This is a genomic window from Brevibacterium sp. LE-L (assembly GCF_050214925.1).
GTDB lineage: Bacteria > Actinomycetota > Actinomycetes > Actinomycetales > Brevibacteriaceae > Brevibacterium.
The window spans coordinates 16,501-39,997 of the sequence record NZ_CP189759.1; the positions used below are offsets into that span (position 1 = coordinate 16,501).

The following is a 23,497-nucleotide window of genomic DNA, read 5'->3' on the forward strand; positions in this document are numbered from 1 at the left end:
ACAGGGGTGACGATCAGGTGGGTGACGGTCGAGTCCGGGGTGGGCGCGGGACGCGACCGTTCAGGGTCGTTCAGGAGTCGAAGTCGACGACGACCTCATCGCTGACGGGGAAGGTCTGGCAGGTGAGGACGAAGTTCGCCTCGACCTCGGCGTCCTCGAGGGCGTAGTTGCGGACCATGTCGACCTCGCCGCCGCAGATCTTCGCGCGGCAGGTTCCGCACACCCCGCCCTTGCAGGCGAACGGCAGATCGGAGCGCGATTCCTGTGCGGAATCGAGGATGGTCTTGCCCTGCGACATCGCCGAGGTGGTGCGGCGTCCGTCGATGACGACCGTGACCTCGCTGGTGGCGCCTTCGACGACCTTGTCGGCGTGGACGACCTCCGGCGGCGGTTCGTCGACGTAGAAGAGTTCGAAGTGGATCCTCTCCTTCGGCACGTCGAACTCGGCGAGCACCCTGCGGGCGTCTTCGAGCATCCCGAAGGGACCGCACAGCCACACATGGTCCATGCTGCCGATCGGGACGATGGCGCTCAGCAGCTGCCGCAGCTTCTCCTCGTCGAGGCGGCCGGAGAAGAGTTCGACTTCGCGGGGTTCGCGGGAGAGGACGTGGACGAGGTCGAGCTGCTGGTTGCGGGCGTCCTTGAGGTCGGCGAGCTCCTCGGCGAACATCACGGTGTTCGTCTTCCGGTTGCCGTAGAGCAGGGTCACCGAGGCTTCGGGGTTCGACAGCACGGTCGACGCGATCGAGAGCATCGGGGTGATCCCGGATCCGGCCGCGATGCACAGATGCCGTCCGCCCTGGTCCGGGTCGGCCCGGAAGCTGCCCGAGGGCGGCTGGACCTCGATGACGTCGCCGGCACGGACCTCACGCACGAGCCAGAGGGAGAAGAGCCCTTCGGGGACCTCACGCACACCGATGCGCGGGTCGGATCCGGCCGGGGCGCAGATCGAGTAGGTGCGGCGGTGCTCCTGCCCGTCGATGAGCCGGCGCAGGGTCAGCGACTGTCCGGCGGCGAAGTCGAAGAGCTCGGCGTACTCCTCGGGCACATCGAAGGTCACGGCCGCGGAATCCTCGGTGAGGTGGTCGACGGACTTCACGGTCAGCGGGTAGAAGCTCGACCGGGAGGAGCCGTCGGCGCGCTGGGCGGTGGGGGCCGCCTCGGCGGTCTGATCGATCGTCTGGGTCATCAGATCTCCTTCACATGGTCGAACGGTTCCAGGCAGTCGAGGCACTGGTACATGGCCTTGCACGCGGTCGGGCCGAATTCGGAGGACAGTCTCACGTTCTCCGACCCGCACAGCACGCAGCTCACGGCGCGGCGGGTGGGCATGAGGGTCAGTGCCACCGGCCCCTGCCGGTGCGGTGCGGCTCCGGGCGGGGAGATGCCGGCATCCCTGAGTGCCTTCTTGCCGCGTTCGGTGATCCAGTCGCTCGTCCACGCCGGGGACAGGGACACGCGCACCTCGGCGTCGGGGAAGCCGGCGTCGAGGAGTTCGCGCTGTAAGTCATCGCGCATCGTCGCCATCGCCGGGCACCCCGAATAGGTGGGGGTGATCGTCGTGATGACGCGGCCGTCCTCGATGCTCACATTACGGAGCACGCCGAGGTCGAGCAGCGTGAGCATCGGCATCTCCGGGTCCGTCACGCGTTCGGCGGCGGCACGGGCACGCTCGATCGCCTCGGCGTCGGTGCCGGTCGGGTGGGTCCGCAGCATGGCGGTCACCACTGTCCCTCCGGATGCTCCCGGGCGACGACCTGCATCTCCGCGAGCAGCTTCGACAGGGCTTCGGTGTGGAGTCCGTCGCGGCCCTTGCGACCGTGCACGCCGACCCCGGCCAGCGATCCGCGGTCGGGACGATCGATGCCGGCGGCGGCGAAGACCTGGTCGATGATGACTCCGGCCTCGTCGGCCACCTCGGCGGGGTCGACGCCGATTCCGGCTTCGGCCACGGCGGCCTCGACCGGGTGGGATTCGAAGAGTTCGGTCCACAGCGGCCACAGCCCGTTCAGGGCGCTGATCAAGCGGGACTTCGATTCCTCGGTGCCGCGGGCCAGGGTGAGGACCCAGCGTCCGGCGAAGTCGCGGTGGTAGGACATCTCCTTGACGCCCTTCGCCGCGATCGCGGCGAGCACGGTGTCGCGGCTGGTCGTCAGGCGTTCGAAGATCGACAGGCGCCAGGTGGAGTAGATGAGGATCTTCGCGACCGCCTCGGCAAAGTCGCCGTTGGGGACCTCGGCCAGGCGGACGTTGCGGAAGGCGAGGTCGTTGCGGAAGTACGCGAGCCGATCCTCATCGGGCACGGGTGAGCCCCCGGGCAGTTCGGGCACGAGCTCCGGATCGGCGGCCGCGGCGCGGGCGAGCAGGAGTCGGGCCTGCCCGAGGAGGTCGAGGGCGATGTTCGCCAGCGCGATGTCCTCTTCGAGGTCGGGGGCGTTCGAGCACCATTCGGAGATCCGCTGGGAGAACACGAGCGCGTCATCGCCGAGCATGAGGCAGTAGGCGCCGAGGTCCTTCGCGTCGACCCCGTCGGGCACGGTCGTGTCGACGCCGGCCAGCGGGTCCTCGAAGTCGGTGCCGAAGGCCCAGTTCGCATCGTTGACGAGCAGGCCCGAGTAGGCGTTGTCGTGGGTGCCGTGGTCGACGTTGGTTCCCGCTTCATCGTGTTCGACGTGAACGGTGGGTTCGTTGTTCGCAGTCATTCGTCTCCCCTTCTCACATGTGGGGGACATCGTCGGGGATGTCGTAGAAGGTCGGATGCCGGTAGACCTTGTCGCCGCTGGGGGCGAACATCGGGTCCTTCTCGTCCGGGCTCGAGGCCGTGACATCGGCGGAGCGGACGACCCAGATGCTCACGCCCTCGTTGCGTCGGGTGTAGACGTCGCGGGCATGGTGGATGGCCATCTGGTCATCGGTCGCGTGCAGCGACCCGACGTGGACGTGGTTGAGTCCGCGCTTGCCGCGCACGAAGACCTCGTACAGCGGCCATTCGCCGCGGGTCGCACTCGCCGAGGCGGAGCCGGGGTTGGTCTCGGTCATTTCGCTGCCTCCTCGGCGGTGGTGGTGGAGCCGTCGGCCGACGGCACGGTGGGGGCGGCCGCAGTGGCGGCGTTGCCCGCGGTGGGGGCGGCCGCCTCGGCGTTCTGGTTCTCGGCGAAGGCGAGCGCGGCTTCGCGCACCCAGGCACCGTCGTCCCAGGCGCGCTTGCGGTGGGACACACGCTGTTCGTTGCAGGGCCCGTCGCCCTTGACGACGGCCCAGAACTCGTCCCAGTTCGGTGTCGAGAAATCATAGTGTCCGCGCTCTTCGTTCCACTTGAGGTTCTCGTCGGGGAACGTCACGCCCAGCGCCTCGGCCTGCGGAACGGACATGTCGACGAACTTCTGGCGCAGTTCGTCGTTCGTGTGGGTCTTGATACCCCAGGCCATCGACTGCTCGGTGTTCGGGGAGTTGTCATCGGGAGGGCCGAACATCATCAGCGAAGGCCACCAGAAGCGGTCGACCGACTCCTGGACCATGGCCCGCTGCTCGTCGGTGCCGCGCATCATCGTCATGAGCAGTTCGTAACCCTGACGCTGGTGGAAGGACTCCTCCTTGCAGATGCGGATCATGGCGCGCCCGTAGGGGCCGAAGGACGTCCGGCACAGCGGCACCTGGTTGCAGATCGCCGCACCGTCGACGAGCCAGCCGATCGTGCCCACGTCGGTGTAGGACAGGGTCGGGTAGTTGAAGATCGAGGAGTACTTCTGGCGGCCGGCGATGAGCTTCTCTGTGAGTTCGTTGCGCGTGGCGCCGAGGGTCTCTGCGGCCGAATAGAGGTAGAGGCCGTGACCGGCTTCGTCCTGGACCTTGGCCAGCAGGATCGCCTTGCGCCGCAGCGAAGGGGCACGGGAGATCCAATTGCCCTCGGGCTGCATGCCGATGATCTCCGAGTGCGCGTGCTGCGCGACCTGGCGGATGAGCGTCTTGCGGTAGGCCTCGGGCATCCAGTCCCGCGGTTCGATCCGGTCCTTGGCCTCGATCGTCGCGTCGAACTGCGCTTCGAGTTTCGCTTCGTCGTAGCGATTGTCGTTCACTTGAGTCGTCATGACCACTCCGCCCTTGGATGTGCCCTTGTCAGGACCTGCCTCGGTCAGCGGCTGCCGACCTCCCCATCGGTCCGACCATCGTCAGACCTCTGATCCAGGGCATCCATTTACTGACCATTTGTTCTGTATTGTTGCCACCAGTGTCGCACACCCCCGGCCCGGGTGCAATGCCGCCCACGCGAACGGCTTCTATGCGCCTATCTTTCGCAAACAGGCGCCCACCCGGCGCATGTGCCGGTCGATCCACAGCGGTTTCGGCGCCTTGGGTTCAAGGAGTCGTCGCAACACCTGTCGGATCGACCAGACAAACTTCCTCCGGCCCAAGCGGCGCCTGTCGAATTTAGGTCAGCATCGGATACTTTCAGCGCCGGAAAACGTCCGATAGCGACCTATATTTCTCGGAAACTATCCGATAGCGACCTATTCCCGCCTCCGCTTGACGATGCGTGCGCGATTCGCAGGCCGGATCATCGTGTGACTTGACAGCGGCGACTATCGGAACGATATTTATTGACCAGATGGTCGTTTATTCTCCGACGGGCTGACCGTCCGGGATCACGGGGAACTCTCACCGTCGTCCACACGCAGCGGCGCAGGCACTCCTCGTGCACCGGCGCCAGAACCCGCGACTCGAGGAGGAGCCGACCTTGGGACAGCCCACCCACGATACGACGACCGCGGAGTCACAGACCCCGAACACCTCCACCCCCACCGAGGCGGCTCCACAGCCCGATCCCACAGGATCCACCGAGGCATCCAGCACCGGGGCAGCCCCACACGCTCCCGCACCCACCGGCGCCGCCGCGATGTTCGCCAATGACCGCGCCTCACAGCACCTGGGCATCAAGGTCGATGACCACGGACCCGGCTGGGCGCAGTGCTCGATGACGATCACCGAGATCATGACCAACGGCCACGACATCACGCACGGCGGCTACGTCTTCCTCTTCGCCGACACCACCTTCGCCATGGCCTGCAACTACCCGGGCTCGATCACGGTCGCCTCGGGCGGAGACATCGACTTCCTCAAACCCACCTTCATCGGCGACGAACTCATCGCCCACGGCCGTGAGGTCATCAAGCAGGGACGCTCGGGCATCTACGACGTCACCGTCACCCGCGGTGACGAGATCGTCGCCACCTACCGCGGTCGCTCCCGCACCCTGCCTCCCCGCACACCGTGACCGGCAGCAGGCGGGCGCAGCGCTGACGTGGCCGATGCCGCCGCCTGCCCACCCCCAACCACCCGCAGAGGACACGACGCCGGAGTCGGTGCCCCTCCTCGGCGGTCAGCGGATCGGACGCCCCGTCCGGATCCGGCACAGAGAAGAATTTCGCAAGGAGACGATGATGACTGACACCGACCTCGACGCCGGCGAACGGATGAGCCTCGACGAGCTGCGCGCCGACCAGCTGAAGAACCTCAAGACCACGGTGACCTCCGTGTATGAGCAGGTGCCCTTCTACCGGAAGGCCTTCGACGAACTCGGCGTCAGCCCTGCGGACATCACGAGCCTCGACGACATCGCGAAGCTGCCCTTCACGACCAAGCAGGATCTGCGCGACAACTATCCCTTCGGGCTCTTCGCGGTGCCGCAGGAGCAGGTCGCACGCATCCACGCCTCTTCGGGCACGACCGGCCTGCCGACGGTCGTCGGGTACACGATGGGCGACCTCGACCGGTGGGGTGCCCTCATCGCGCGGTCCATCCTCGGCGCCGGCGGCGAGCGCGGACAGATGATGCACAACGCCTACGGCTACGGACTGTTCACCGGCGGCCTGGGCGTCCACGGCGCCGAACGTCACGGCTTCACCGTCGTGCCGATCTCCGGCGGGCAGACTCCGCGCCAGGTGCAGCTCATCCAGGACTTCAAACCGGACATCATCACGGCCACGCCGACGTATCTGCTCACCATCCTCGACGAGTTCCACCGCCAGGGCATCGACCCGACGTCGACGAGCCTGAAGACCGCGATCTGCGGTGCCGAGCCGTGGACGGACGAGATGCGCAAGGAGATCGAGCAGTCCTTCAACATCAACGCCGTCGACATCTACGGCCTCTCCGAGGTCATGGGACCCGGTGTGGCCTGCGAGTCGGCCGTGACGAAGGACGGTCCGACGATCTGGGAGGACCACTTCTACCCGGAGATCGTCGACCCCTTCACCGGAGAGGCGCTGCCCGACGGCGAGGAGGGCGAGCTCGTCTTCACCTCGCTGACGAAGGAGGCGCTGCCGATCATCCGCTACCGCACGCACGATCTCGCGACCCTGCTGCCGGGAACCGCACGCCCGAACTTCCGCCGGATCTCGCGCATCACCGGCCGCTCGGACGACCTCATGATCATCCGCGGGGTGAATGTCTACCCGGCCAACGTCGAATCCGTGCTCTTCGAGTTCAGCCCGCTGAGCCCGCATTTCCAGCTCCTCCTCACCCGCCCCGGCCGGATGGACGAGATGACCGTCGAGGTCGAAGCCCGCGAGGGCGTCGGTGCGATCGAACTCGAGGGCCTCGACCGTCTCGTCGCGGCCCGCATCAAGGAGCGCCTCGGCGTCTCCTGCGGCGTCGACATCAAGCTGCCCGGCGACCTGCCGCGCTCGGTCGGCAAGATGAAGCGCATCATCGACCGCCGCGAAGGCATCCGCTGAGATGACGTGCGTCTCCGTGCGTCACGCGGCAGCCGATTAGACTGATCAGCATGCCCGAATCGTCCTCATCCGCGTCGGATTCCCTCGCCGAGGCGGCCGCCCGGTCCCCGCGCTCCGCCGAGTCGACATCGTCGACCGCCGCCCCCAAGCGCTCGCGCCGCGGTCGCCCCGGCTATGACCGGGAGACGCTCATCAACAGGGCCACCGAGGTGTTCGTCTCCCGCGGCTACGACGGCACCTCGATGGACACCGTCGCCCGGGAGCTCGGCATCACGAAGTCGGCGATCTACCATCATGTGAAGTCGAAGGAAGAGCTGCTGCGGTTGGCGATCAACCGCGGCATCGACGCCTTGGACTCAGCCGTCGAAGCCGAGAGCCATCGGACCGGGATCACCGCCCTCGAACGGCTGCGTCTGGCCGTGCGGGCCAGTGTGCTCATTCTCATCGAGTACCACCATTCGGTGACTCTGCTGCTGCGCGTTCGCGGGAACTCGGCCATCGAGCTCGAGGCCCTCGATGCGCGTCGCGCCATCGACGAGAAGATCCGCAGTCTCGTCTCCGCGGCGATCGACGAGGGCGGACTCCGCTCGGACTTCAGCCCCGGGCTCATCACTCGCCTGCTCTTCGGCATGGTCAATTCGATCACCGAGTGGTACCGCTCGAGCTACCCCATCGACCCCGACACCATCGCCGAGGCGGTCACCACGATGGCGTTCCAAGGGCTCGAGGCCTGAACCACCGGCCCTGGCCCGCCCAACAAAGTTGCGGGCTTGCGGAGCACTCAGTTGCGGGCCGTGGGGCACTCGGTTGCGAAATTGTGGGGCACTCAGTCGAAGTCGGTCGCCGCACCGGCAGCGAGAATCCACCCCAGCGTCGCCTCCGTCTCGGCCAGTAGCCGATCGCGCGGAGGCTCGTAGCCGCTGATGACCCAGTCGACGACCACCTGCAGCCCGGCACCGACGAGGACGTCGCCGAGGACTCGCCTTCGGGCCGGCGTCAGCGGCGGGCCCGCAGTCACCTCCGCCAGACGACCCACGAGCTCGTCGCCGATGGCGCGAGCGTATGAGCGGTACAGCTCATCGACCCGGGCGCTGACTCCCAGGACCTCGAAGAGGTGGACGCGCGCCCAGACCGGGTTGGCCTGCACCCAATCGAGGAAGCCGGCGACGAAACCGCGCAGCACCTCGCGAGCCTCACCACCGCCGCCTGCGAGCACCGCCTCGCGCAGATCGGCGACCACCCGCGCATAGACGGCACAGAGAAGGTCCTCGAGCGTCGCAAACGACTCATAGAAATAGCGCTTATTCAGCCCCGCCTCGGCGCAGACCGCACCGACGGTCGCGGCCCGATAGCCGTGGAGGCCGAAGATCTGCGCACCGGCGGCGATGATTCGTTCGCGCCGTGCACTCTCGCGGGCTCGGCGGCTGGCACCGGCATAAGGTCGTCCATGGTCGCTCACACTGTGATGTTGACAACATTCCACGCCGATTGCAAACTGGTACGACTCAGTACCAGAAGGAGCGAGGATGCCCGAGGATGCCTGACAGAACCCATGGAGACGCGGCGCTCAATGCCGCTCGGCGAGCGCGGGACCTCGCGGCGGCCACCGCCGACGACACCGTCGACCTCGTGGTCATCGGCGGCGGATTCACCGGTGTCGGCGTCGCCCTCGACGCCGTGACCCGGGGACTCAGCGTGGTCCTCATCGAACGCGGCGACCTCGCCTCGGGCACGAGCAGCTGGTCATCGAAGCTCGCCCACGGCGGTCTGCGCTATCTGGCCAAGCTCGACTTCTCCATCGCCTGGGAATCCGCCCTCGAACGCGGTCGGCTGATGGGCAGGATCGCACCGCATCTCATCCGTCCGCTGCCATTGGTCATGCCCCTCCATTCCGGGGTCGGCCGCCTCGATGCCGCGATGTTCGGAATCGGCTTCTTCGCCGGCGACGTCCTGCGCAGGCTCGCACGCACTCCGGCATCCCTGCTGCCCCGTCCCAGTCGCGTCTCGGCCGCCGCCGTGCGCGAGCAGGTTCCCGCCGCGGACGCCGAGGGACTCCGCGGCGGCCTGCTCAGCTGGGACGGTCAGCTCATCGACGACGCCCGCCTCGTGGTGGCCCTGGCCCGCACTGCCGCCGTCCACGGCGCACGCATCATCACCTACGCCGAGGCCACCGATATCGAACCCGGTCAGGTCGGTTTCGTCGACGAGCTCACCGGCGACCGGCACACGGTGCGTGCGAAGCAGATCGTCAACGCCACCGGAGTCTGGGCCGATACCTTGGCCGATGAGGTCGAACTCGCACCCAGCAAGGGGTCCCACCTGCTGGTTCGAGCCGAGCGCCTCGGCGACCCGGAGGTCGCGATCACGGCACCGGTGCCCGGCCATTTCGGTCGCTTCGTCTTCGCGGTCCCCTGGCACGAGGGGCTCGTCATGGTCGGTCTCACCGATTCCCCGCACCATGGTGCGGTTCCCGACCGGGCGATGCCCGATGACGAGGACCTCGACTTCCTGCTCGCAACCATCAACACCGCCCTGGCCGAGCCTCTCGCCCTGGACGACATCGTCGGCAGCTACGCCGGGTTCCGGCCGCTGCTGAAAACCTCGGGCTCTTCCAGCGCCGATCTCTCCCGCAGGCACGCACTGCTGCGGGACCCGCGCACCGATGCGCTGACCATCGTCGGAGGCAAACTCACGGAGTATCGGCGCATGGCCGAGGATGCCGTCGACGCCGTCGTCGAAGGCGGAGGCCTCACGGCCGGCCCGTCTCGGACGAAGTCGCTCGGACTCGTCGGCATCGGCACCCCCGATCCGAACCTGCCGGAGGCGCTGATCCGCCGCTACGGCACCGACGCGGCCAGCGTCGCGGCCTATGCCGAGTCCGATCCGACCCTCGGCGGCCCGGTGCGCACGGGCATCCCCTACAGCGGCGCCGAGGTCCGCTTCGCCGTCGACCACGAACTGGCCATCACCGTCGACGATGTCATCGACCGCCGTTCGCGGTGGGGGCTCGTTGAGGCCGACCGCGCCGATTTCGCCTCTGCCGTTCGCAGGCTGGCACCCGAACTGATCGTGAACACACAGGAAGAAGGATGACGCTGATGGACACCCCTCAACCGAGGATGCGCTGGTGGGGCTGGGGCGAGGACGGACACGACGGTCCCGTCAAACCTGGAGCGAAGAAGATGCTGAACAAGGTCTGCGGTCGGTCCGCCGGCGTCGTCAATCCGCCCATCGATCTCGACGACGTGCAGCTGCCCGCCCCGGCACTTCCGCCCGAGGCGTTCGCGCGCATCGCCGAGCTGCTCGGCGCCGGTCACATCCGCGACGATCATGCCCGGCGGGTCTCGCACTCCGTCGGTCGCAGCACCCCTGACCTCATCCGTCTGCGCAGCGGTGTGCTGAGCTCGGCCCCGGATGCTGTGCTCTATCCCGGCACCGACGCCGAGGTGGACGAGCTCCTGGCCATCTGCCAGGAGGAGCGGATCTCGGTCGTCCCCTTCGGAGGCGGCACCAGCGTCGTCGGCGGCATCGAGACCGTGCGCGGCGAGTTCAGCGGCAGCGTGTGCATCAGCCTGGCCCGGCTCGATGAGGTCGTCGACATCGATGAGGAGTCGCTGACAGTGACCGTTCAGGCCGGCGTCTTCGGCCCCGACCTCGAGGAGAGGCTTCAGGCAGTCGGCTTCACGCTCGGACATTTCCCGCAGTCATTCGAGTTCAGCACCGTCGGAGGCTGGGTCGCGACCCGTTCGGCCGGTCAGCAGTCGACCGGATACGGACGCATCGACGCCAAGGTCCTCGGTCTGCGCTGCTCGACGCCCACCGGTCCCGTCGAGCTGCGCCCCTCCCCCGCCTCGGCGGCCGGCCCCGATCCTCGGCAGCTGATCGTCGGCTCCGAAGGCACCCTCGGCATCATCACCGAGGTGACGCTGGGCATCTCGCGCCTGCCGGAGGTCAGCCTGCCCGATGCCTGGTTCTTCCCCGATTTCCATTCCGGTGCGGCGGCGCTGCGGGAGATGGAGCAGACCGGTCTGCGACCGGATATCGCCCGGCTCTCCGACGTCAACGAGACGGCCTTCGGGCTCGCGCAGCTCGGCAGCGGGGTTCAGCGCAAGGGTGTTCTCGCCGTCCTCAGGGCCCGCGGCATCACGACCCCGTGCCTGCTGGTGCTGCGCTATGACGGGCAGAGGGCCTCGGCGCGGATGCGGCGGGCCGATGGACGCGACATCGCCAAGAGACACAAGGGCGTGAGCGTCGGCGGCTCCCCGGAGACCATGTGGGAGAAGCACCGCTTCTCGACGCCGTATCTGCGCGATCAGCTGCTCACGGAGGGAACGCTCGTCGACACCTTGGAGACCTCGGCTCCGTGGAGCGCGATCGAACAGCTCCACGACTCGATCGGTCAGGAGATCGAGGAGTCATTGGCGAAGCGGGGCACCCCTGCACTCGTGCTGTGCCACATCTCCCACCTCTACTCGACCGGCTGCTCCCTCTATTACACGATCTTCGCGCGCCAGGAGGAGGGCCGGGAGATCGCCCAGTGGAAGGCGCTGAAGACCGCGGCCAGCGATGCCATCATCGCCGGCGGCGGCACGATCACGCATCACCATGCCACCGGCCGCGACCACGCTCCGTGGATTCCCCGTGAGACCGGTGAGCTGTGGGTGCGGATGCTGCGCGCGGCGAAGGCCGAAGCGGATCCGGTGGGGATCATGAATCCCGGCAAGCTCATGAACGGACCGGATCAGCTGTGACAGCCGCTTCGCCTCCGCCGCTGCCGGTGATCCTCAACCCGACCGCCCGTCACGGAGAGGTGGGGCGGCGGATCGGGCCGATGAAGGCCGCCTTCGCTCGGAGGAGCTTGCAGGTCGAGGTTGTCGAGAGCCGCAGCGAGGCGCACGCGGGGGAGCTCGCCGCCGAGTTCGCCGGCCGCGGTGCGCCCCTCGTCGTCTCGCTCGGTGGAGACGGCCTGGTCCGCGCCGTCGGTGCCGGACTCCTCGGGACGCAGACGTCCCTGGGCATCATTGCCGGTGGCCGCGGCAATGATTTCATTGCGAAGCTCGGCATTCCGAAGGACGTCGAGGCGGCCGTCTCCGTCATCGCCGACGGATATGACCTTGCCATCGACACCCTCGACCTCGACGGGCTCATCTGCGTCGGCAATGTCAGCCTCGGCTTGGACACGACGGTGCAGGACTACGCCGATTCGACTCGCCGCATCAAGGGGCACTGGGTCTACCTGTACGGACTCATCCGCGCGATCAGGAGACCGACGCCCATCGACCTCGTCCTCACAGTCGACGGCGAGAGGCGCGGATTCCATGGGCTCTCGGCAGGTTTCGCGAACTCCGGCCGCTACGGCGGCGGGCTGAAGCTGTCCCCCGATGCGCAGGTCGACGACGGACTCATCGACGTGGTCCTCTTCGAAGACACGCTCGTGCCGCGCCTGGCCGCGGAGCTGGTCTCGTTCATGCTGGTCAGGCTTGGGTGGCACCCGCACATCAGCCTCAGTCACGCCACCGAGATCCGCATCGACACACCCCCGGGCGTGGATCCGGTCGTCATCATGGCCGACGGCGATGCGGTCGCTCGGACGCCGGCCACGCTCACGATCCGACCGGCCTCACTCAAGGTCCGCGTTCCACAGGACCGGAGAGCGTAACCGACCCGATGCTCCTCGTCTGCCGCAGGCAGAGACGGGGTTGCCCCACGCGAGCCCGGATGCCCTCAGTACTCCTTGGCCACCAAGGTGAGCACATCGTAGTTCGCGACGGGCTCCTCGTTCTGGTTGACGACCTGAGCGTCCCAGCGGACCTCCCCGTACTCGTCGGTCTCGCGCGGGGTGATGCGCTTGGCGGTCAGCGTCACCTTGAGCTTGTCGCCCGGGGAGACGGGCGTGATGAAGTTGAGCCCCTCGAGGCCGTAGTTCGCGAGCACCGGGCCGGGGTCCGGCTGGACGAAGAGTCCGGCGGCGAAGGAGACGATGAGGTAGCCGTGGGCCACGCGTCCCGGGAAGAACGGGTTCGCGGCGGCCGCCTCCTCATCCATGTGTGCGTAGAACGTGTCCCCGGTGAAGTTCGCGAAGTGCTCGATATCGTCGAGCGTGACCTCGCGCCATTCCGAGTCGAGGGTGTCGCCGAGGCGCAGGTCCGCAAGCGACTTCGTGAACGGATGCTCGCCGAGGCGGCGCTGCGATCCGCTCACCCATTCCCCGCCGATCGCGGTGAGCATGTCCGGGGAGGCCTGGATCGCGGTGCGCTGCATGAAGTGTTCGACACCGCGCAGTCCGCCCATCTCCTCGCCGCCCCCGGCCCGTCCGGGACCGCCGTGGATGAGGTTCGGCAGAGGCGAACCGTGGCCGGTCGACTCCTCGGCGTCGTCACGGTCGAGGACGAGCACTCGCCCGTGCCAGGGTGCGATCCTGCGGACGAATTCGGTGGCGAACTCGCGGTCGTGGGTGACGACCGAGCCGACCAGGGAACCGCGTCCGCGGGCGGCCAGACGGACGGCCTCCTCGGTGTCGGAATACGTGATGATCGAGGTCACGGGGCCGAAGGCCTCGATGTCGTGGACGGCATCGGCCCAGGCGTCATCGGCCTGGAGCACGGTGGCTGCGACATAGGCGCCGCCGTGTTCGGCGGCGAGGCGATCTGACTCCTCACGCCCGCCGGTGAGCAGGTGCGCTCCGCCGGCGAGGATCTCGTCGATGGAGTCGAGCACGTCGGCGCGCTGCTTGTCGGAGACCACCGGGCCCAGGCGGGTCGACTTCTCACGCGGATCGCCGACGCCCTGGGTGGCGAGCTTCGCGACGATGGCTTCGCTGACCGCCTCGGCGTGGGCAGCGGGGACGAAGGTGCGGCGGATCGCGGTGCACTTCTGGCCGGCTTTGACCGTCATCTCGGCGACGACGCCGGAGACGAACAGGTCGAATTCTTGCGTGCCGGGTCCGGCATCGGGACCGAGCAGGGAGAAGTTGAGCGAGTCCGCCTCGGCGAAGAATCGGGTGCCGCGCTCCGTGACGCAGTCGAGCCCGGACAGGCGGCGGGCGGTGTCCGCCGAGCCGGTGAAGGCGATGGCGTCCTGCTCGGCGAGGTGGTCGAAGAGCGGGGTGACGTCGCCGCTGACGAGCTGGATGGCACCTTCGGGCAGCAGGCCGGAATCGATCATGTCGGCAACGACCGCGCGCGTCAGGTGAGCGGTGTCGGTGGCGGGCTTGACGACGACGGGGACGCCGGCGACGAACATCGGGGCGAACTTCTCGAGCATGCCCCAGACGGGGAAGTTGAACGCGTTGATCTGCAGTGCCAGACCCTGTCGGGAGGTCAGGATGTGGCGACCGACGAAGGTGCCGTTCTTCGACAGTCGCTCGACACCGCCGTCGAGGTGGACGGTCGAGTTCGGCATCTGGCGACGGGCGACGCCGGAGTAGGTGAAGAGGGTGCCGATGCCGCCCTCGATGTCGACGAAGGCGTCGCGCTTCGTCGTGCCGGTGGTGAAGGAGATCTCGTGGTAGTCCTTCGTCCGCTCCATGAGGTGGGCGCCGAGCTGTTTGAGGATCACACCGCGCTGATGGAAGGTGAGCTTCTGCAGTTCGGGGATGCCGACCGTGCGCGCATGTTCGTCGACGGCGGCGAAGTCGAGGCCGGCCGAACTGACCTGGTGAAGGAGCTCACCGGTGGCGGCGTCGTGGACGGAGCGGGCGGACTCGGTCGCACCGGGCGTGTGCCAGGATCCTGCCACATAGGAACTGAGAATTTCGGTCATGCTTTGCTCTCCCTGGTGAAACGACGTCTCCCGGTTCACGGCGACCGCATTCGGCACCGCTGCCGATTCCTCCACAATATACTAACCAATCGGTCGGTAATTGTCATCGGACGACGGCGGAGGCGGAGCCGCGCTCAGGATGCGGCCGACGCCTCTGCGCAGGAGTGACACGGCGCATGTTCTGCCCTATGATCGAGACCAATTACTGACCAGACAGTCAGTCCCCCGCCACCTGTTCACCGACGGCACCGGCGATCACTCACGGTCGAGTATCACCGCCACCGGTGAGGTGCACGGCAATGTCGCCCAGCAACCGAAAGATCCGCTTATGTCCACGACAGCATCCGGCCCGTCCGCATCGCATCCGGCAGCACCCGCATCGATCACCCGCGAAGAGCGCAAGGTCCTCGCCGGCACCCTCGTCGGCACCACCATCGAGTGGTACGACTTCTTCATCTACGCGCAGGCCGCCGGGCTCGTCCTCTCGGCCCAGTACTTCGGGCCGCTGGCCTCAGACAATCCGGCACTCGGCCAGATCATGGCGTGGGCGTCTCTGGGCATCTCGTTCCTCTTCCGACCGTTGGGCGCGATCATCGCCGGCCACCTCGGCGATCGCATCGGACGCAAGAAGATGCTCGTGCTCACGCTCATTCTCATGGGGGCGGCGACTTCGCTCATCGGTCTGCTGCCGAACTACGCGATGATCGGCGTCGGCGCCCCGATCCTGCTCACTCTGCTGCGGATCCTTCAGGGCTTCTCCGCCGGCGGCGAGTGGGGCGGAGCCGCACTGCTGTCGGTCGAGCATGCACCGATCTCCAAGCGCGGCATCTTCGGTGCCTACCCGCAGATCGGCGTGCCGGTCGGCATGATCCTGGCCACCGGCGTCATCTGGATCCTGACCACCGTGCTCAGCCCCGAACAGTTCGCGAGCTTCGGCTGGCGCATTCCGTTCCTCTTCTCCGTCGTCCTCGTCCTCGTCGGCTATTACATCCGGCGCCAGGTCGAAGAGAGCCCCGTCTTCGCTGAGCTGGCCGAACGCAAGGCCGAATCCTCCGCGCCGCTGGGCACCCTGTTCAAGAAGAACACGAAGGAAGTCGTCCTCTCCGCGCTCATCTTCATCGGCAACAACGCCGTGGGCTACATGATCATCGCGTTCTTCGCCGCCTACGCCTCCCGACCGATCGAGGACGGCGGATCCGTCGGCCTCGACCGCGCACCCGTGCTGCTGGCGACGACGCTGGCAAGCTTCGGCTGGCTGATCTTCACGATGTGGGGCGGGGCGCTGTCTGACAGGCTCGGCCGCGTGCGCACCTTCCAGATCGGCTACATCCTCCTCATCGTCTGGCTCATCCCGACGTTCCTCATGATCGACATGGCCAACATCTGGGCCTACGGCATCGGCATCTTCGTCCTCACCGTCGGTATGGGCCTGTCCTACGGTCCGATGTCGGCGATGTACGCGGAGATGTTCCCCGCCCAGGTCCGCTACTCCGGTGTGTCGATCGGCTACGCGCTCGGCGCGATCCTCGGCGGCGCCTTCGCCCCGACCATCGCCGAAACGCTGCTCGCGGAGACCGGGAAGTCCATCTCGATCGCGATCTACATGATCATCGTGTGCATCATCTCGCTCATCGGCGTCAGCCTCGTCAAGGAGACCAAGGGCGTCGACCTCGGCATCACCAAGCACACGAGCTGAAACGCCCGGAGTGGTCCCGTTCGCTGCCTCTATGCTGGTGACGGGCCCGATCTGACCGGCAGGACGAGCCCTGGATCGACGACGAGGAGGATGCCCGCATGCCACCGGCCACGGAGCTGAGCCACACCGACATCGAGGCGGCCGCCGCACGGACCGGCGGGCGGGTACGGCCGGTCACGGTCACCTCGGCGCCGGAGGACGGGATCTTCTTCGCGCTCGAGTTCCTCCAGCACACGGGCACGTTCAAGGCCCGCGGTGCGCAGAATTTCATCCGCGCACACCTGGATGCCGGCACCTTCCCCGAGGCAGGGGTGACGATCGCCTCGGGCGGGAACGCGGGGCTCGCGTGTGCGTGGGCGGCCCGTGCGGCCGGGGTGCCCGCGACCGTGTTCCTGCCGACCACGGCCCCGAGCGTCAAGGTCGATCGGCTGCGCTCCTACGGGGCTCGCGTCGAGCTCGTCGGCAGCGAATTCGCCGAGGCGGCCGCCGCCTGCGACGAGTTCGTCGAGTCGTCCGGGGCGCTGGCCTCCCATGCCTACGACCACCCGCTCATCGCCGCCGGCGCGGGCACGCTCATGACCGAGATCCTCGGGCAGGTGCCCGATCTCGACACGGTCGTCGTCTCGGTCGGCGGGGGCGGGCTGTTCGCCGGAGTCGCGACGGCCGCTGCCCATCACGGAGTGCGCACGGTCGCGGTCGAGCCCAAGAACTGTCGGGCGCTCAATGCTGCACTCGAAGCGGGCGAACCGGTCGATGTCACGGTCGATTCGGTGGCAGCGGATTCGCTCGGAGCCCGGCGGGCGACGCCGCTGGGGGTGGCGGCTGCGCGGTCGGATCTGGTCACCTCGGTGCTGGTCGACGATGCGGCGATCAACGCCGCTCGGGAGCACCTGTGGGACGAGCATCGGCTCGCCGTCGAACATGCGGCGGCGACTGCACTTGCGGGGATCGACGGACCGCACCGCTCCGGTCAGTCGCGTGGATCGGACCGTTCCGACAGTTCAGGCGCCTCTGGCCCAGGCGCCTATGTGCCGGCTGCGGGCGAGAAGGTCTGCGTCATCCTGTGCGGGGCGAACACCAGCCTCGGAGATCTGTGACGCCGGCGGATTCCCGGCCCGAATGATTCCAGTGCTGACGGTCCTTAACTCTGGCGGTCCTTCGACCTCAGCGAGGCTTTGATGAGACCGAAGATCGCCATCGCGACAACCACGGCAATGATGGCCTTGACGAGGAACCACGCGATCGAGAACGCGATGTTGACCACCCACCAGGCGATGATGACGGCGATGATCGCGCCGATGATGCTCCACACGGTACTCATCTTCATGCCTCAAGCCTAGGCTCGAGCGCGGGTGGGTGCAATGACGGCCCGCACCATCCCAGCCGATCACCAGCTCCGGCTCATATGGCGATTCATCCCGGCAGCCCTCATCCCAGCGGCTGACATACCCGCCCTCATCCCGCCAGCTGGCGTTCCGGCACCCCTCATCCCGCCAGCTGGCTGGTCTCACCCCTTTAGTGCACTTCGCCATCAGGTTTGGTGCAGAACACCGTCACATTACGTACGGGCCATCAGTTCGCGTCATGATGATATGGACGAGATGTGGAAGTGCGACGCGACGTCGGCCGGCGCCCCAGCAGAGCGCCGCCTCGGCAGAGCGCCGGGTCAGCCGACCGGCTCGGCACCGGCGGTGCTGACGGCTCGCACGGCTCCGGCCGTACGCACGGCGCGGGCCGACCAGCGACGGTCGGCGAAACCGACCTCGATCGGATGGTCGAAGGCGGCGGAGACCTTTTCGGAGGTGAGCACCTCGCCGATGGAGTCCGCGGCGGTCAGTCGTCCTTCGGAGATGAGTGCGGCGTGCGTCGTCGTCTCGGGGATCTCCTCGAGGTGGTGTGTGACCAGCAGTGTCGCCAGCTGCGGCGAGCGCACCGACAGGTCGTCGATGGTCTCGAGCAGCTGTTCGCGTGCTGCGACGTCGAGGCCGGTGGTCGGTTCGTCGAAGAGCAGCAGCTGCGGATCGGCGATGAGCGCACGAGCCACGAGCGTCTTCCCCCGCTCCCCCTGCGACAGCACCTTCCAGCCCGCGTCCGCACGCGAGGTCAGCCCCACCTCGGCGATGAGGGAGTCGGCTTTCGCCACCTCGTGCGGTTCCGGTTCCCAGCGCAGGGGGCGTTCGACGGTGCCGGTCAGGCCGGTGAGGACGACCTCGCGCACGGACAGGTTCGAGCGCAGCGGATGGCGCGGATTCACGTGCCCGATGAAGCGGCGGAGGGCGGCGAGTTCGACGCGGCCCATCCGGGATCCGAGGATGTCGACGGTGCCGGAGGTCGGGAACACCTGCGCCGAGGCGAAGCTGAGCAGAGTGGACTTTCCGGCCCCGTTCGGTCCGATGAGCACCCAGTGTTCGCCGGCTCGCATGCGCAGGTCGATGCCGTGGAGGATATGCGTCTGCCCCCGTCGGAACGTCACCCCGGCAATATCGAGGACGGTTTCGGCCACGTCCCACTCTCCTCTTGAGTTCGCTGCTCGGCGGGTTCCACGCCGAAGGTCCCGCCGTTCGGCCGGGCCCATTCGAGTCTAGGCCCACCCCTTGTCGAAGCCGCCGCCATCGGTCGCGGCCGCGTTCCACATATTGGATCGCGGAGTAAGACCTCTGACTCGTCGACGATCGCAGAATGAGACGCTCGACGCGCGTTCTTGGCCTGATGCCCCGCGGTCCGACCCTTCATTCCGCCGCTCGGGCGCACGGGCCATAATGGGGGCATGCACAATGGCGCCGACCCGAATGAGGAACTCCGCGAGGAACATCGCATCAGGATGCGTGGTCGACTCCTCCGCCGCTCCGCGTCGTTCAATGTCGCTCATGCCGTCGACTCGCTCGAGCCCGGCACCGGCGCCCAGAGCATCCAGCGCGCACTGACGCTGCTCAACCTCGTCGGCCTCATCGCCGGTGAGCGACGCGAAGGCGCAAGCCTGTCCGAACTCGCCTCGATCAGCGGCCGTCCGAAGGCCAGCGTCCACCGCATGCTCCAGGCGCTCATCGCCATGGGTTATGTCGAACGGCTCGAGGAAGGCGGGTACCGCCTCGGCGTGCAGTCCCAGATCCTCGGGCAGCTGGCGCAGAAATCGGTCGACCCCCTGGTCACGGAGTCCGAGTCGAGCCTGCTGCGCCTGGCCGAGCTCAGCCACGACACCGTGTTCCTCACCCTGCGCACCGGCAGCTACTCGATCTGCGCGCGCCGCGAGGAGGGCTTCGGCGAGATCTTCAACAACGCCCTGTCCGTGGGCGACCGGCACCCGCTGGGCATCGGGGCCGGGTCTTTGGCGATCCTGTCCGAGCTCTCCCCCGCCGAGGTGGACGCCCAGTTCGAAGCCAACGCCGAGATCCTCGCCGAACGGTATCCGAAGGTCTCGGTCCCGCACCTGCGCGACATCATCGACCAGGCCCGCATCGACGGCTTCGTCCACAATCCCGGACTCTTCGCTCAGGGATCGTGGGCCGTGGGAGTGCCGTTGCGCATCCGCGGCTCCCGACCGCGCGCGGCTCTGTCGATCGCGAGCATCGCCGACCGCGTCACCGGGCCCCGGGTCGAACGCCTCGTCGCCCTGCTCCGTCGTGAGGCGAAGGCCATCTCCGAGGCGCTGAGCTCGCAGACCGACCCGGCCCCGGACTCCGGCGACCTCTGAGGCCCTGTCTCATCTGGCTCGTCCGCCCGGCCCCTTCGCTCCGCCCCGCCGCGCGGCCCTTTCGTTCCGCCGGCACACCTCACCCCGCCGAGGCGGCCCCGCGTTCGGCTGCCACCGTTTCGAGGATCTCGCCCATCCATCCGACCGCCGCCGGGTTCGGTCCCGTGCGGGTGACGAAGGAGACCCGCCTGGTGCCGAGGTCCTGCTTCGCCGGTCTGATCTCAACGGCGAAGCCCGTATCGACGGCGGCCTCCGTCGTCAGCGCACAGCCGAGTCCTTCGGCGACGAGTCCGTGGATCATATAGAGGTCGTCGCTGCGCATGAGCTCACGGACCTCGAGTCCGAGTGACCGGTAGACGCGATTGAGCACGCGCACCGAGGCTTCGGACTCATTGCGGCTCGACACCCACGCGACCTCACCCATCTGCTCGACGTCGAGCACGTCCTGCTTCGCCAGCTGCCCGTCACGGGCGACCATGACCCGGTAGGGCTCGTCGAGCAGGGTGCGCAGTCTCAGTTCGGGCCCGGCGAATTCGGGCAGTTCGGGGATGTCGTAGATGAGGCCGGCATGGACCTCACCGCTGTGCAACATGCGCACCACCTCGCTGGGCTCGGCCTCGACGACCTCGACGCGCACCGACTTCTGTGCCTGCAGTTCGGCGATCGCGGCCGGCAGCAGGCGTGAGCCGATCGAGGAGAAGGACCCGATCCGCAGGGTGACCACGCCCGCGTCGCGCTGCGCGGTCACGAGCTGTTCGGCGCGGTCGATGCGCTCGAGCACGGGCGCGATCTCCGCGGCGAAGGACTCGCCCAAGGGCGTCAGCCGGGCACCGCTCCGGGCCCGCTCGACGAGCTGCACACGCAGATGCGATTCGAGTGTTCGCAGGTGGTGGGTCACGGTCGGCACTCCGTGGCCGAGCACCTCGGCGGCGCGGTTGAGGCTCCCCACCTCCCGGACGGCCTGGAGGACCCGGAACTGCTGCAGATTCATCATGGTATAGACACTATGACAGTGTGATCGATTTCTTGCTATAGCGTAGGTTTCTTCGCTTCCGTAGCGTGAGTTCCATGCGCACCGATTCCCAGCTCTCCGAACTGCCCTCCGGCACCGTGGCCCACATCGACCCGCGCCAGCACGAGGCCCCGTACGCGGATGCCCTCCGCGCTCTGGCCGCCCAGGACTGGCAGCGTCTTCACGTCCCGGCTCATCAGGGCTCGGGCGCACATGCCCCGGGCCTGGCGGACATCGTCGGTGAGAGCGGCATGAGCATCGACTTCCCGATGCTCTTCAGCGGCATCGATCAGCAGAGTTGGAGGATGATCGATCACGATCGCCGGACTCCGATCGCGGCCGCCCAGCAGCTCGCCGCCGAGGCCTGGGGAGCCTCGCGCAGCTGGTTCATCACGAACGGCGCTTCCGGCGGCAACCACATCGCTACCACCGTCGTGCGCGGGCTGGGACGAGAGTTCGTGCTCCAGCGCAGCGTCCACTCCTCCGTCATCGACGGCATCATCCACGCCGAGCTGAGCCCGCATTTCGTCCACCCCCGGGTCGACGCCGGCCTCGGATCCTCCCACGGCGTCACCGTCGCCCAGGTCGAATCCGCACTCCGGCAGCATCCCGACAGCTCCGCCGTCTACCTCGTTTCTCCGAGCTACTTCGGCGCCGTGGCCGATATCGCCGCCATCGCCGAGGCGGCCCACTCCCACGATGTCCCGCTCATCGTCGATGAGGCCTGGGGCTCCCACTTCGGCATGCACCCGGATCTGCCGGTCAACGCAGTCCGCCTCGGCGCCGACCTCGTCATCTCGAGCACGCACAAGGGTGCGGGTTCGCTGGCCCAGTCCGCGATGATCCACCTCGGCCACTCCCGGCACGCCCGCCGCATCGACGGTCTCGTCGATCGGGTCGTGAAGTCCTACCAGTCGACCTCGAGCAGCTCTCTGCTGCTGGCTTCGCTCGACGAGGCCAGACGCCATCTGGTCACCCGCCCCGAGGCGATCGGCGCGGCCCTGGACACCGCCGCGGAGCTGCGCTCCCGGGTGAAGAGCGACACCCGCTTCCGTGATGCCACGCCCGATATCCTCGGCGGACACGATGCGATCGACCACGATCCGTTCAAGGTCGTCATCGACACCCGCGGCGCCGGAATCACGGGTGCCGAGGCCCAGTACCGGCTCATCCGCGACCACCGCATCTACTGCGAACTCGCAACCCCCTCGGCGCTGCTCCTGCTCATCGGTGCCACCTCGCCGGTCGACGTCGAACGGTTCTGGTCCGCCCTGCAGGCGCTGCCGCGATCGGAGTCCGAGCCGGAGCGTCCGATCGTCGTCCCCGGCAGCTGCGTCAAGCGCATGGAGATCAGCCAGGCGCATTTCGCGGACTCACAGGTCGTGGACTCCGCCGAGGCCATCGGTCAGGTCTCGGCCGACGCCCTGGCCGCGTATCCGCCCGGAGTGCCCAATGTGCTGCCCGGGGAAGTCCTCAGCGCCGAGGTGGTCTCCTTCCTCCGCATGACCGCGGCCGCACCGTCGGGATACGTCCGCGGCGCCCAGGACTCACGGATGGACACCTTCCGGGTCGTGAGCGATCGCTCCCGGGCCCGAGCCTGAAGCACCGAGGGGACCACTTGGTGTCGACCGGACCAGGCGCAACCCGCTCGCTCGAAGCCAAGTGGTCCGCTCGGCGAAGCGGGCTCGCGCCCCGCACTCAGCGCAGACTCAGCGCAGAACCACCGTCCTCTTGCCCGAGAGGAAGACACGACCGTCGCAATGCCACTTCACGGCACTGGACAGCGCTTTGCATTCGGCGTCGCGGCCGGCAGCGACGAGATCCTCGGGGGCGAAGGAATGGTCGACCTCGACGAGCTGCTGGGCGATGATCGGCCCCTCATCGAGCTCGCTGTTGACGAAGTGCGCGGTCGCTCCGACGGTCTTGACCCCGCGCTCCCACGCCTGGTGGTAGGGCTTGGCGCCCTTGAACGAAGGCAGGAACGAGTGGTGGATGTTGATCGCGCGTCCGGTGAGCTCGCGGGCGAGGTCATCGGAGAGGATCTGCATATAGCGGGCGAGCACCACGAGGTCGACTTCGAAGCGGTCGACGAGTTCGAGCAGCTTCGCCTCGGCCGCCGGTTTCGTCTCCTTCGTCACTGGGATCCGGAAGAACGGGATGTGATGCCATTCGACGAGTTCACGGTGGTCGGGGTGGTTCGACACGACGGCGGCGATCTCGATCGGCAGCTCGCCGACGCGGGCGCGGAAGAGCAGATCGTTGAGGCAGTGCTCGAACTTCGAGACCATGATGAGCACCCGTCGCTTCTCGCCCTGCGGCCACAGCTGCCAGGTCGCCCCGAACTCCTCGCCGATCGCCGCGAAGTCGGTCCGCAGCGCCTCGATCCCGTTGCCCGGCTCCTCGGAGACGCGGAAGTCGATGCGCAGGAACAGCTGCTGCGTCGACTGGTCATCGAACTGTTTGAACTCCTTGATGTCCCCGCCGTGGGTGAGCAGCGCACCGGTCACCGCATGGGTGATACCGGGACGCTCGGCGCATTCGAGAGTGAAGATGAAGTCCTGCATGTCTCTTTCCTTCTGCAGTCGGGGTTCGGCTGGATCGCG

21 protein-coding genes are annotated in these 23,497 nt (G+C 67.6%); 10 read left to right on the forward strand and 11 right to left on the reverse strand.

The genetic code is table 11. From position 1 onward, the window contains the following. Window positions 1-70: 70 nt before the first annotated feature. From paaE to paaA, 5 genes are read right to left on the reverse strand one after another with little or no spacing between them, the layout of a single operon-like run. Window positions 71-1,189: a 1,2-phenylacetyl-CoA epoxidase subunit PaaE gene (paaE, locus tag ACQE2J_RS00095; RefSeq protein ID WP_135537567.1), complete on the reverse strand. Its 1,119-nt coding sequence runs from the start codon at window positions 1,187-1,189 to the stop codon at window positions 71-73. After that, the gene (paaD, locus tag ACQE2J_RS00100; RefSeq protein ID WP_426937534.1) at window positions 1,189-1,716 is read right to left on the reverse strand and encodes a 1,2-phenylacetyl-CoA epoxidase subunit PaaD; all 528 of its coding nucleotides are present in this window, start codon (window positions 1,714-1,716) and stop codon (window positions 1,189-1,191) included. The genes paaE and paaD overlap by 1 nt, the downstream gene beginning before the upstream one ends. Before the next feature lie 5 nt (window positions 1,717-1,721). Further along, entirely contained in the window at window positions 1,722-2,702 is a 981-nt protein-coding gene (paaC, locus tag ACQE2J_RS00105) for a 1,2-phenylacetyl-CoA epoxidase subunit PaaC (RefSeq protein ID WP_135537568.1), read from the reverse strand. 13 nt (window positions 2,703-2,715) lie between these two features. Further along, the gene (paaB, locus tag ACQE2J_RS00110; protein ID WP_135537569.1) at window positions 2,716-3,039 is read right to left on the reverse strand and encodes a 1,2-phenylacetyl-CoA epoxidase subunit PaaB; all 324 of its coding nucleotides are present in this window, start codon (window positions 3,037-3,039) and stop codon (window positions 2,716-2,718) included. Continuing rightward, complete coding sequence (paaA, locus tag ACQE2J_RS00115; protein WP_167854327.1) at window positions 3,036-4,088, reverse strand: 1,2-phenylacetyl-CoA epoxidase subunit PaaA; 1,053 nt, start codon at window positions 4,086-4,088, stop codon at window positions 3,036-3,038. Before paaA ends, paaB begins: the two co-directional genes overlap by 4 nt. A 647-nt stretch (window positions 4,089-4,735) precedes the next feature. Here paaA and paaI point away from each other — a divergent pair. The 3 genes from paaI to ACQE2J_RS00130 all read left to right on the forward strand — a co-directional run bounded on the left by paaI (window position 4,736) and on the right by ACQE2J_RS00130 (window position 7,468). Beyond that, window positions 4,736-5,272 (forward strand): hydroxyphenylacetyl-CoA thioesterase PaaI, encoded by a 537-nt coding sequence (paaI, locus tag ACQE2J_RS00120; RefSeq protein ID WP_426936846.1) that lies wholly within the window; start codon window positions 4,736-4,738, stop codon window positions 5,270-5,272. Between the two features lie 166 nt (window positions 5,273-5,438). Then, a complete protein-coding gene (locus tag ACQE2J_RS00125; RefSeq protein WP_135537854.1) occupies window positions 5,439-6,734 on the forward strand; it encodes an AMP-binding protein in 1,296 nt (431 codons plus the stop codon). Window positions 6,735-6,784: 50 nt separating this feature from the next. Next, complete coding sequence (locus tag ACQE2J_RS00130) at window positions 6,785-7,468, forward strand: TetR/AcrR family transcriptional regulator (protein WP_135537570.1); 684 nt, start codon at window positions 6,785-6,787, stop codon at window positions 7,466-7,468. A gap of 92 nt (window positions 7,469-7,560) precedes the next feature. Here ACQE2J_RS00130 and ACQE2J_RS00135 read toward each other — a convergent pair whose 3' ends face one another. Next, complete coding sequence (locus tag ACQE2J_RS00135; RefSeq protein ID WP_167854328.1) at window positions 7,561-8,193, reverse strand: TetR/AcrR family transcriptional regulator; 633 nt, start codon at window positions 8,191-8,193, stop codon at window positions 7,561-7,563. A gap of 77 nt (window positions 8,194-8,270) precedes the next feature. Between ACQE2J_RS00135 and ACQE2J_RS00140 the strand changes: the two genes are divergently transcribed. The 3 genes from ACQE2J_RS00140 to ACQE2J_RS00150 are packed head-to-tail and all read left to right on the forward strand — an operon-like array spanning window position 8,271 to window position 12,393. Continuing rightward, on the forward strand, window positions 8,271-9,827 hold the full coding sequence (locus ACQE2J_RS00140; protein ID WP_135537572.1) for a glycerol-3-phosphate dehydrogenase/oxidase: 1,557 nt from the start codon (window positions 8,271-8,273) through the stop codon (window positions 9,825-9,827). 5 nt (window positions 9,828-9,832) lie between these two features. Then, window positions 9,833-11,485, forward strand: a complete 1,653-nt coding sequence (locus ACQE2J_RS00145; protein ID WP_426936847.1) for an FAD-binding oxidoreductase — start codon at window positions 9,833-9,835, stop codon at window positions 11,483-11,485. Beyond that, window positions 11,482-12,393 carry a diacylglycerol/lipid kinase family protein gene (locus ACQE2J_RS00150; RefSeq protein ID WP_167854329.1) on the forward strand — a complete coding sequence of 304 codons (912 nt, stop codon included), beginning with the start codon at window positions 11,482-11,484 and terminating at the stop codon, window positions 12,391-12,393. Before ACQE2J_RS00145 ends, ACQE2J_RS00150 begins: the two co-directional genes overlap by 4 nt. A gap of 65 nt (window positions 12,394-12,458) precedes the next feature. Here the strand turns inward: ACQE2J_RS00150 and paaZ are convergent, their stop codons facing one another. Continuing rightward, a complete protein-coding gene (paaZ, locus tag ACQE2J_RS00155) occupies window positions 12,459-14,495 on the reverse strand; it encodes a phenylacetic acid degradation bifunctional protein PaaZ (protein ID WP_135537575.1) in 2,037 nt (678 codons plus the stop codon). A 328-nt stretch (window positions 14,496-14,823) separates the two neighbouring features. Between paaZ and ACQE2J_RS00160 the strand changes: the two genes are divergently transcribed. Together ACQE2J_RS00160 and ACQE2J_RS00165 are read left to right on the forward strand one after the other, a co-directional pair. Then, window positions 14,824-16,191, forward strand: coding sequence for an MFS transporter (locus ACQE2J_RS00160; RefSeq protein ID WP_135537576.1), 1,368 nt, complete (start codon window positions 14,824-14,826; stop codon window positions 16,189-16,191). 98 nt (window positions 16,192-16,289) lie between these two features. Further along, window positions 16,290-17,288, forward strand: a complete 999-nt coding sequence (locus tag ACQE2J_RS00165; RefSeq protein WP_135537577.1) for a serine/threonine dehydratase — start codon at window positions 16,290-16,292, stop codon at window positions 17,286-17,288. A gap of 44 nt (window positions 17,289-17,332) precedes the next feature. Here ACQE2J_RS00165 and ACQE2J_RS00170 read toward each other — a convergent pair whose 3' ends face one another. Together ACQE2J_RS00170 and ACQE2J_RS00175 are read right to left on the reverse strand one after the other, a co-directional pair. Then, window positions 17,333-17,518 (reverse strand): hypothetical protein, encoded by a 186-nt coding sequence (locus ACQE2J_RS00170; RefSeq protein ID WP_135537578.1) that lies wholly within the window; start codon window positions 17,516-17,518, stop codon window positions 17,333-17,335. 339 nt (window positions 17,519-17,857) lie between these two features. Further along, complete coding sequence (locus ACQE2J_RS00175) at window positions 17,858-18,694, reverse strand: ABC transporter ATP-binding protein (RefSeq protein ID WP_135537579.1); 837 nt, start codon at window positions 18,692-18,694, stop codon at window positions 17,858-17,860. Between the two features lie 264 nt (window positions 18,695-18,958). Here ACQE2J_RS00175 and ACQE2J_RS00180 point away from each other — a divergent pair, with 264 nt between their 5' ends. Next, window positions 18,959-19,882, forward strand: coding sequence for an IclR family transcriptional regulator (locus tag ACQE2J_RS00180; RefSeq protein WP_135537580.1), 924 nt, complete (start codon window positions 18,959-18,961; stop codon window positions 19,880-19,882). 79 nt (window positions 19,883-19,961) lie between these two features. Here the strand turns inward: ACQE2J_RS00180 and ACQE2J_RS00185 are convergent, their stop codons facing one another. Next, window positions 19,962-20,876, reverse strand: coding sequence for a LysR family transcriptional regulator (locus ACQE2J_RS00185; protein ID WP_135537581.1), 915 nt, complete (start codon window positions 20,874-20,876; stop codon window positions 19,962-19,964). 74 nt (window positions 20,877-20,950) lie between these two features. Between ACQE2J_RS00185 and ACQE2J_RS00190 the strand changes: the two genes are divergently transcribed. Next, window positions 20,951-22,495, forward strand: a complete 1,545-nt coding sequence (locus ACQE2J_RS00190; RefSeq protein WP_135537582.1) for an aminotransferase class I/II-fold pyridoxal phosphate-dependent enzyme — start codon at window positions 20,951-20,953, stop codon at window positions 22,493-22,495. A 108-nt stretch (window positions 22,496-22,603) separates the two neighbouring features. Here the strand turns inward: ACQE2J_RS00190 and purU are convergent, their stop codons facing one another. Continuing rightward, on the reverse strand, window positions 22,604-23,458 hold the full coding sequence (gene purU / locus ACQE2J_RS00195; protein WP_135537583.1) for a formyltetrahydrofolate deformylase: 855 nt from the start codon (window positions 23,456-23,458) through the stop codon (window positions 22,604-22,606). Between the last annotated feature and the right edge of the window lie 39 nt (window positions 23,459-23,497).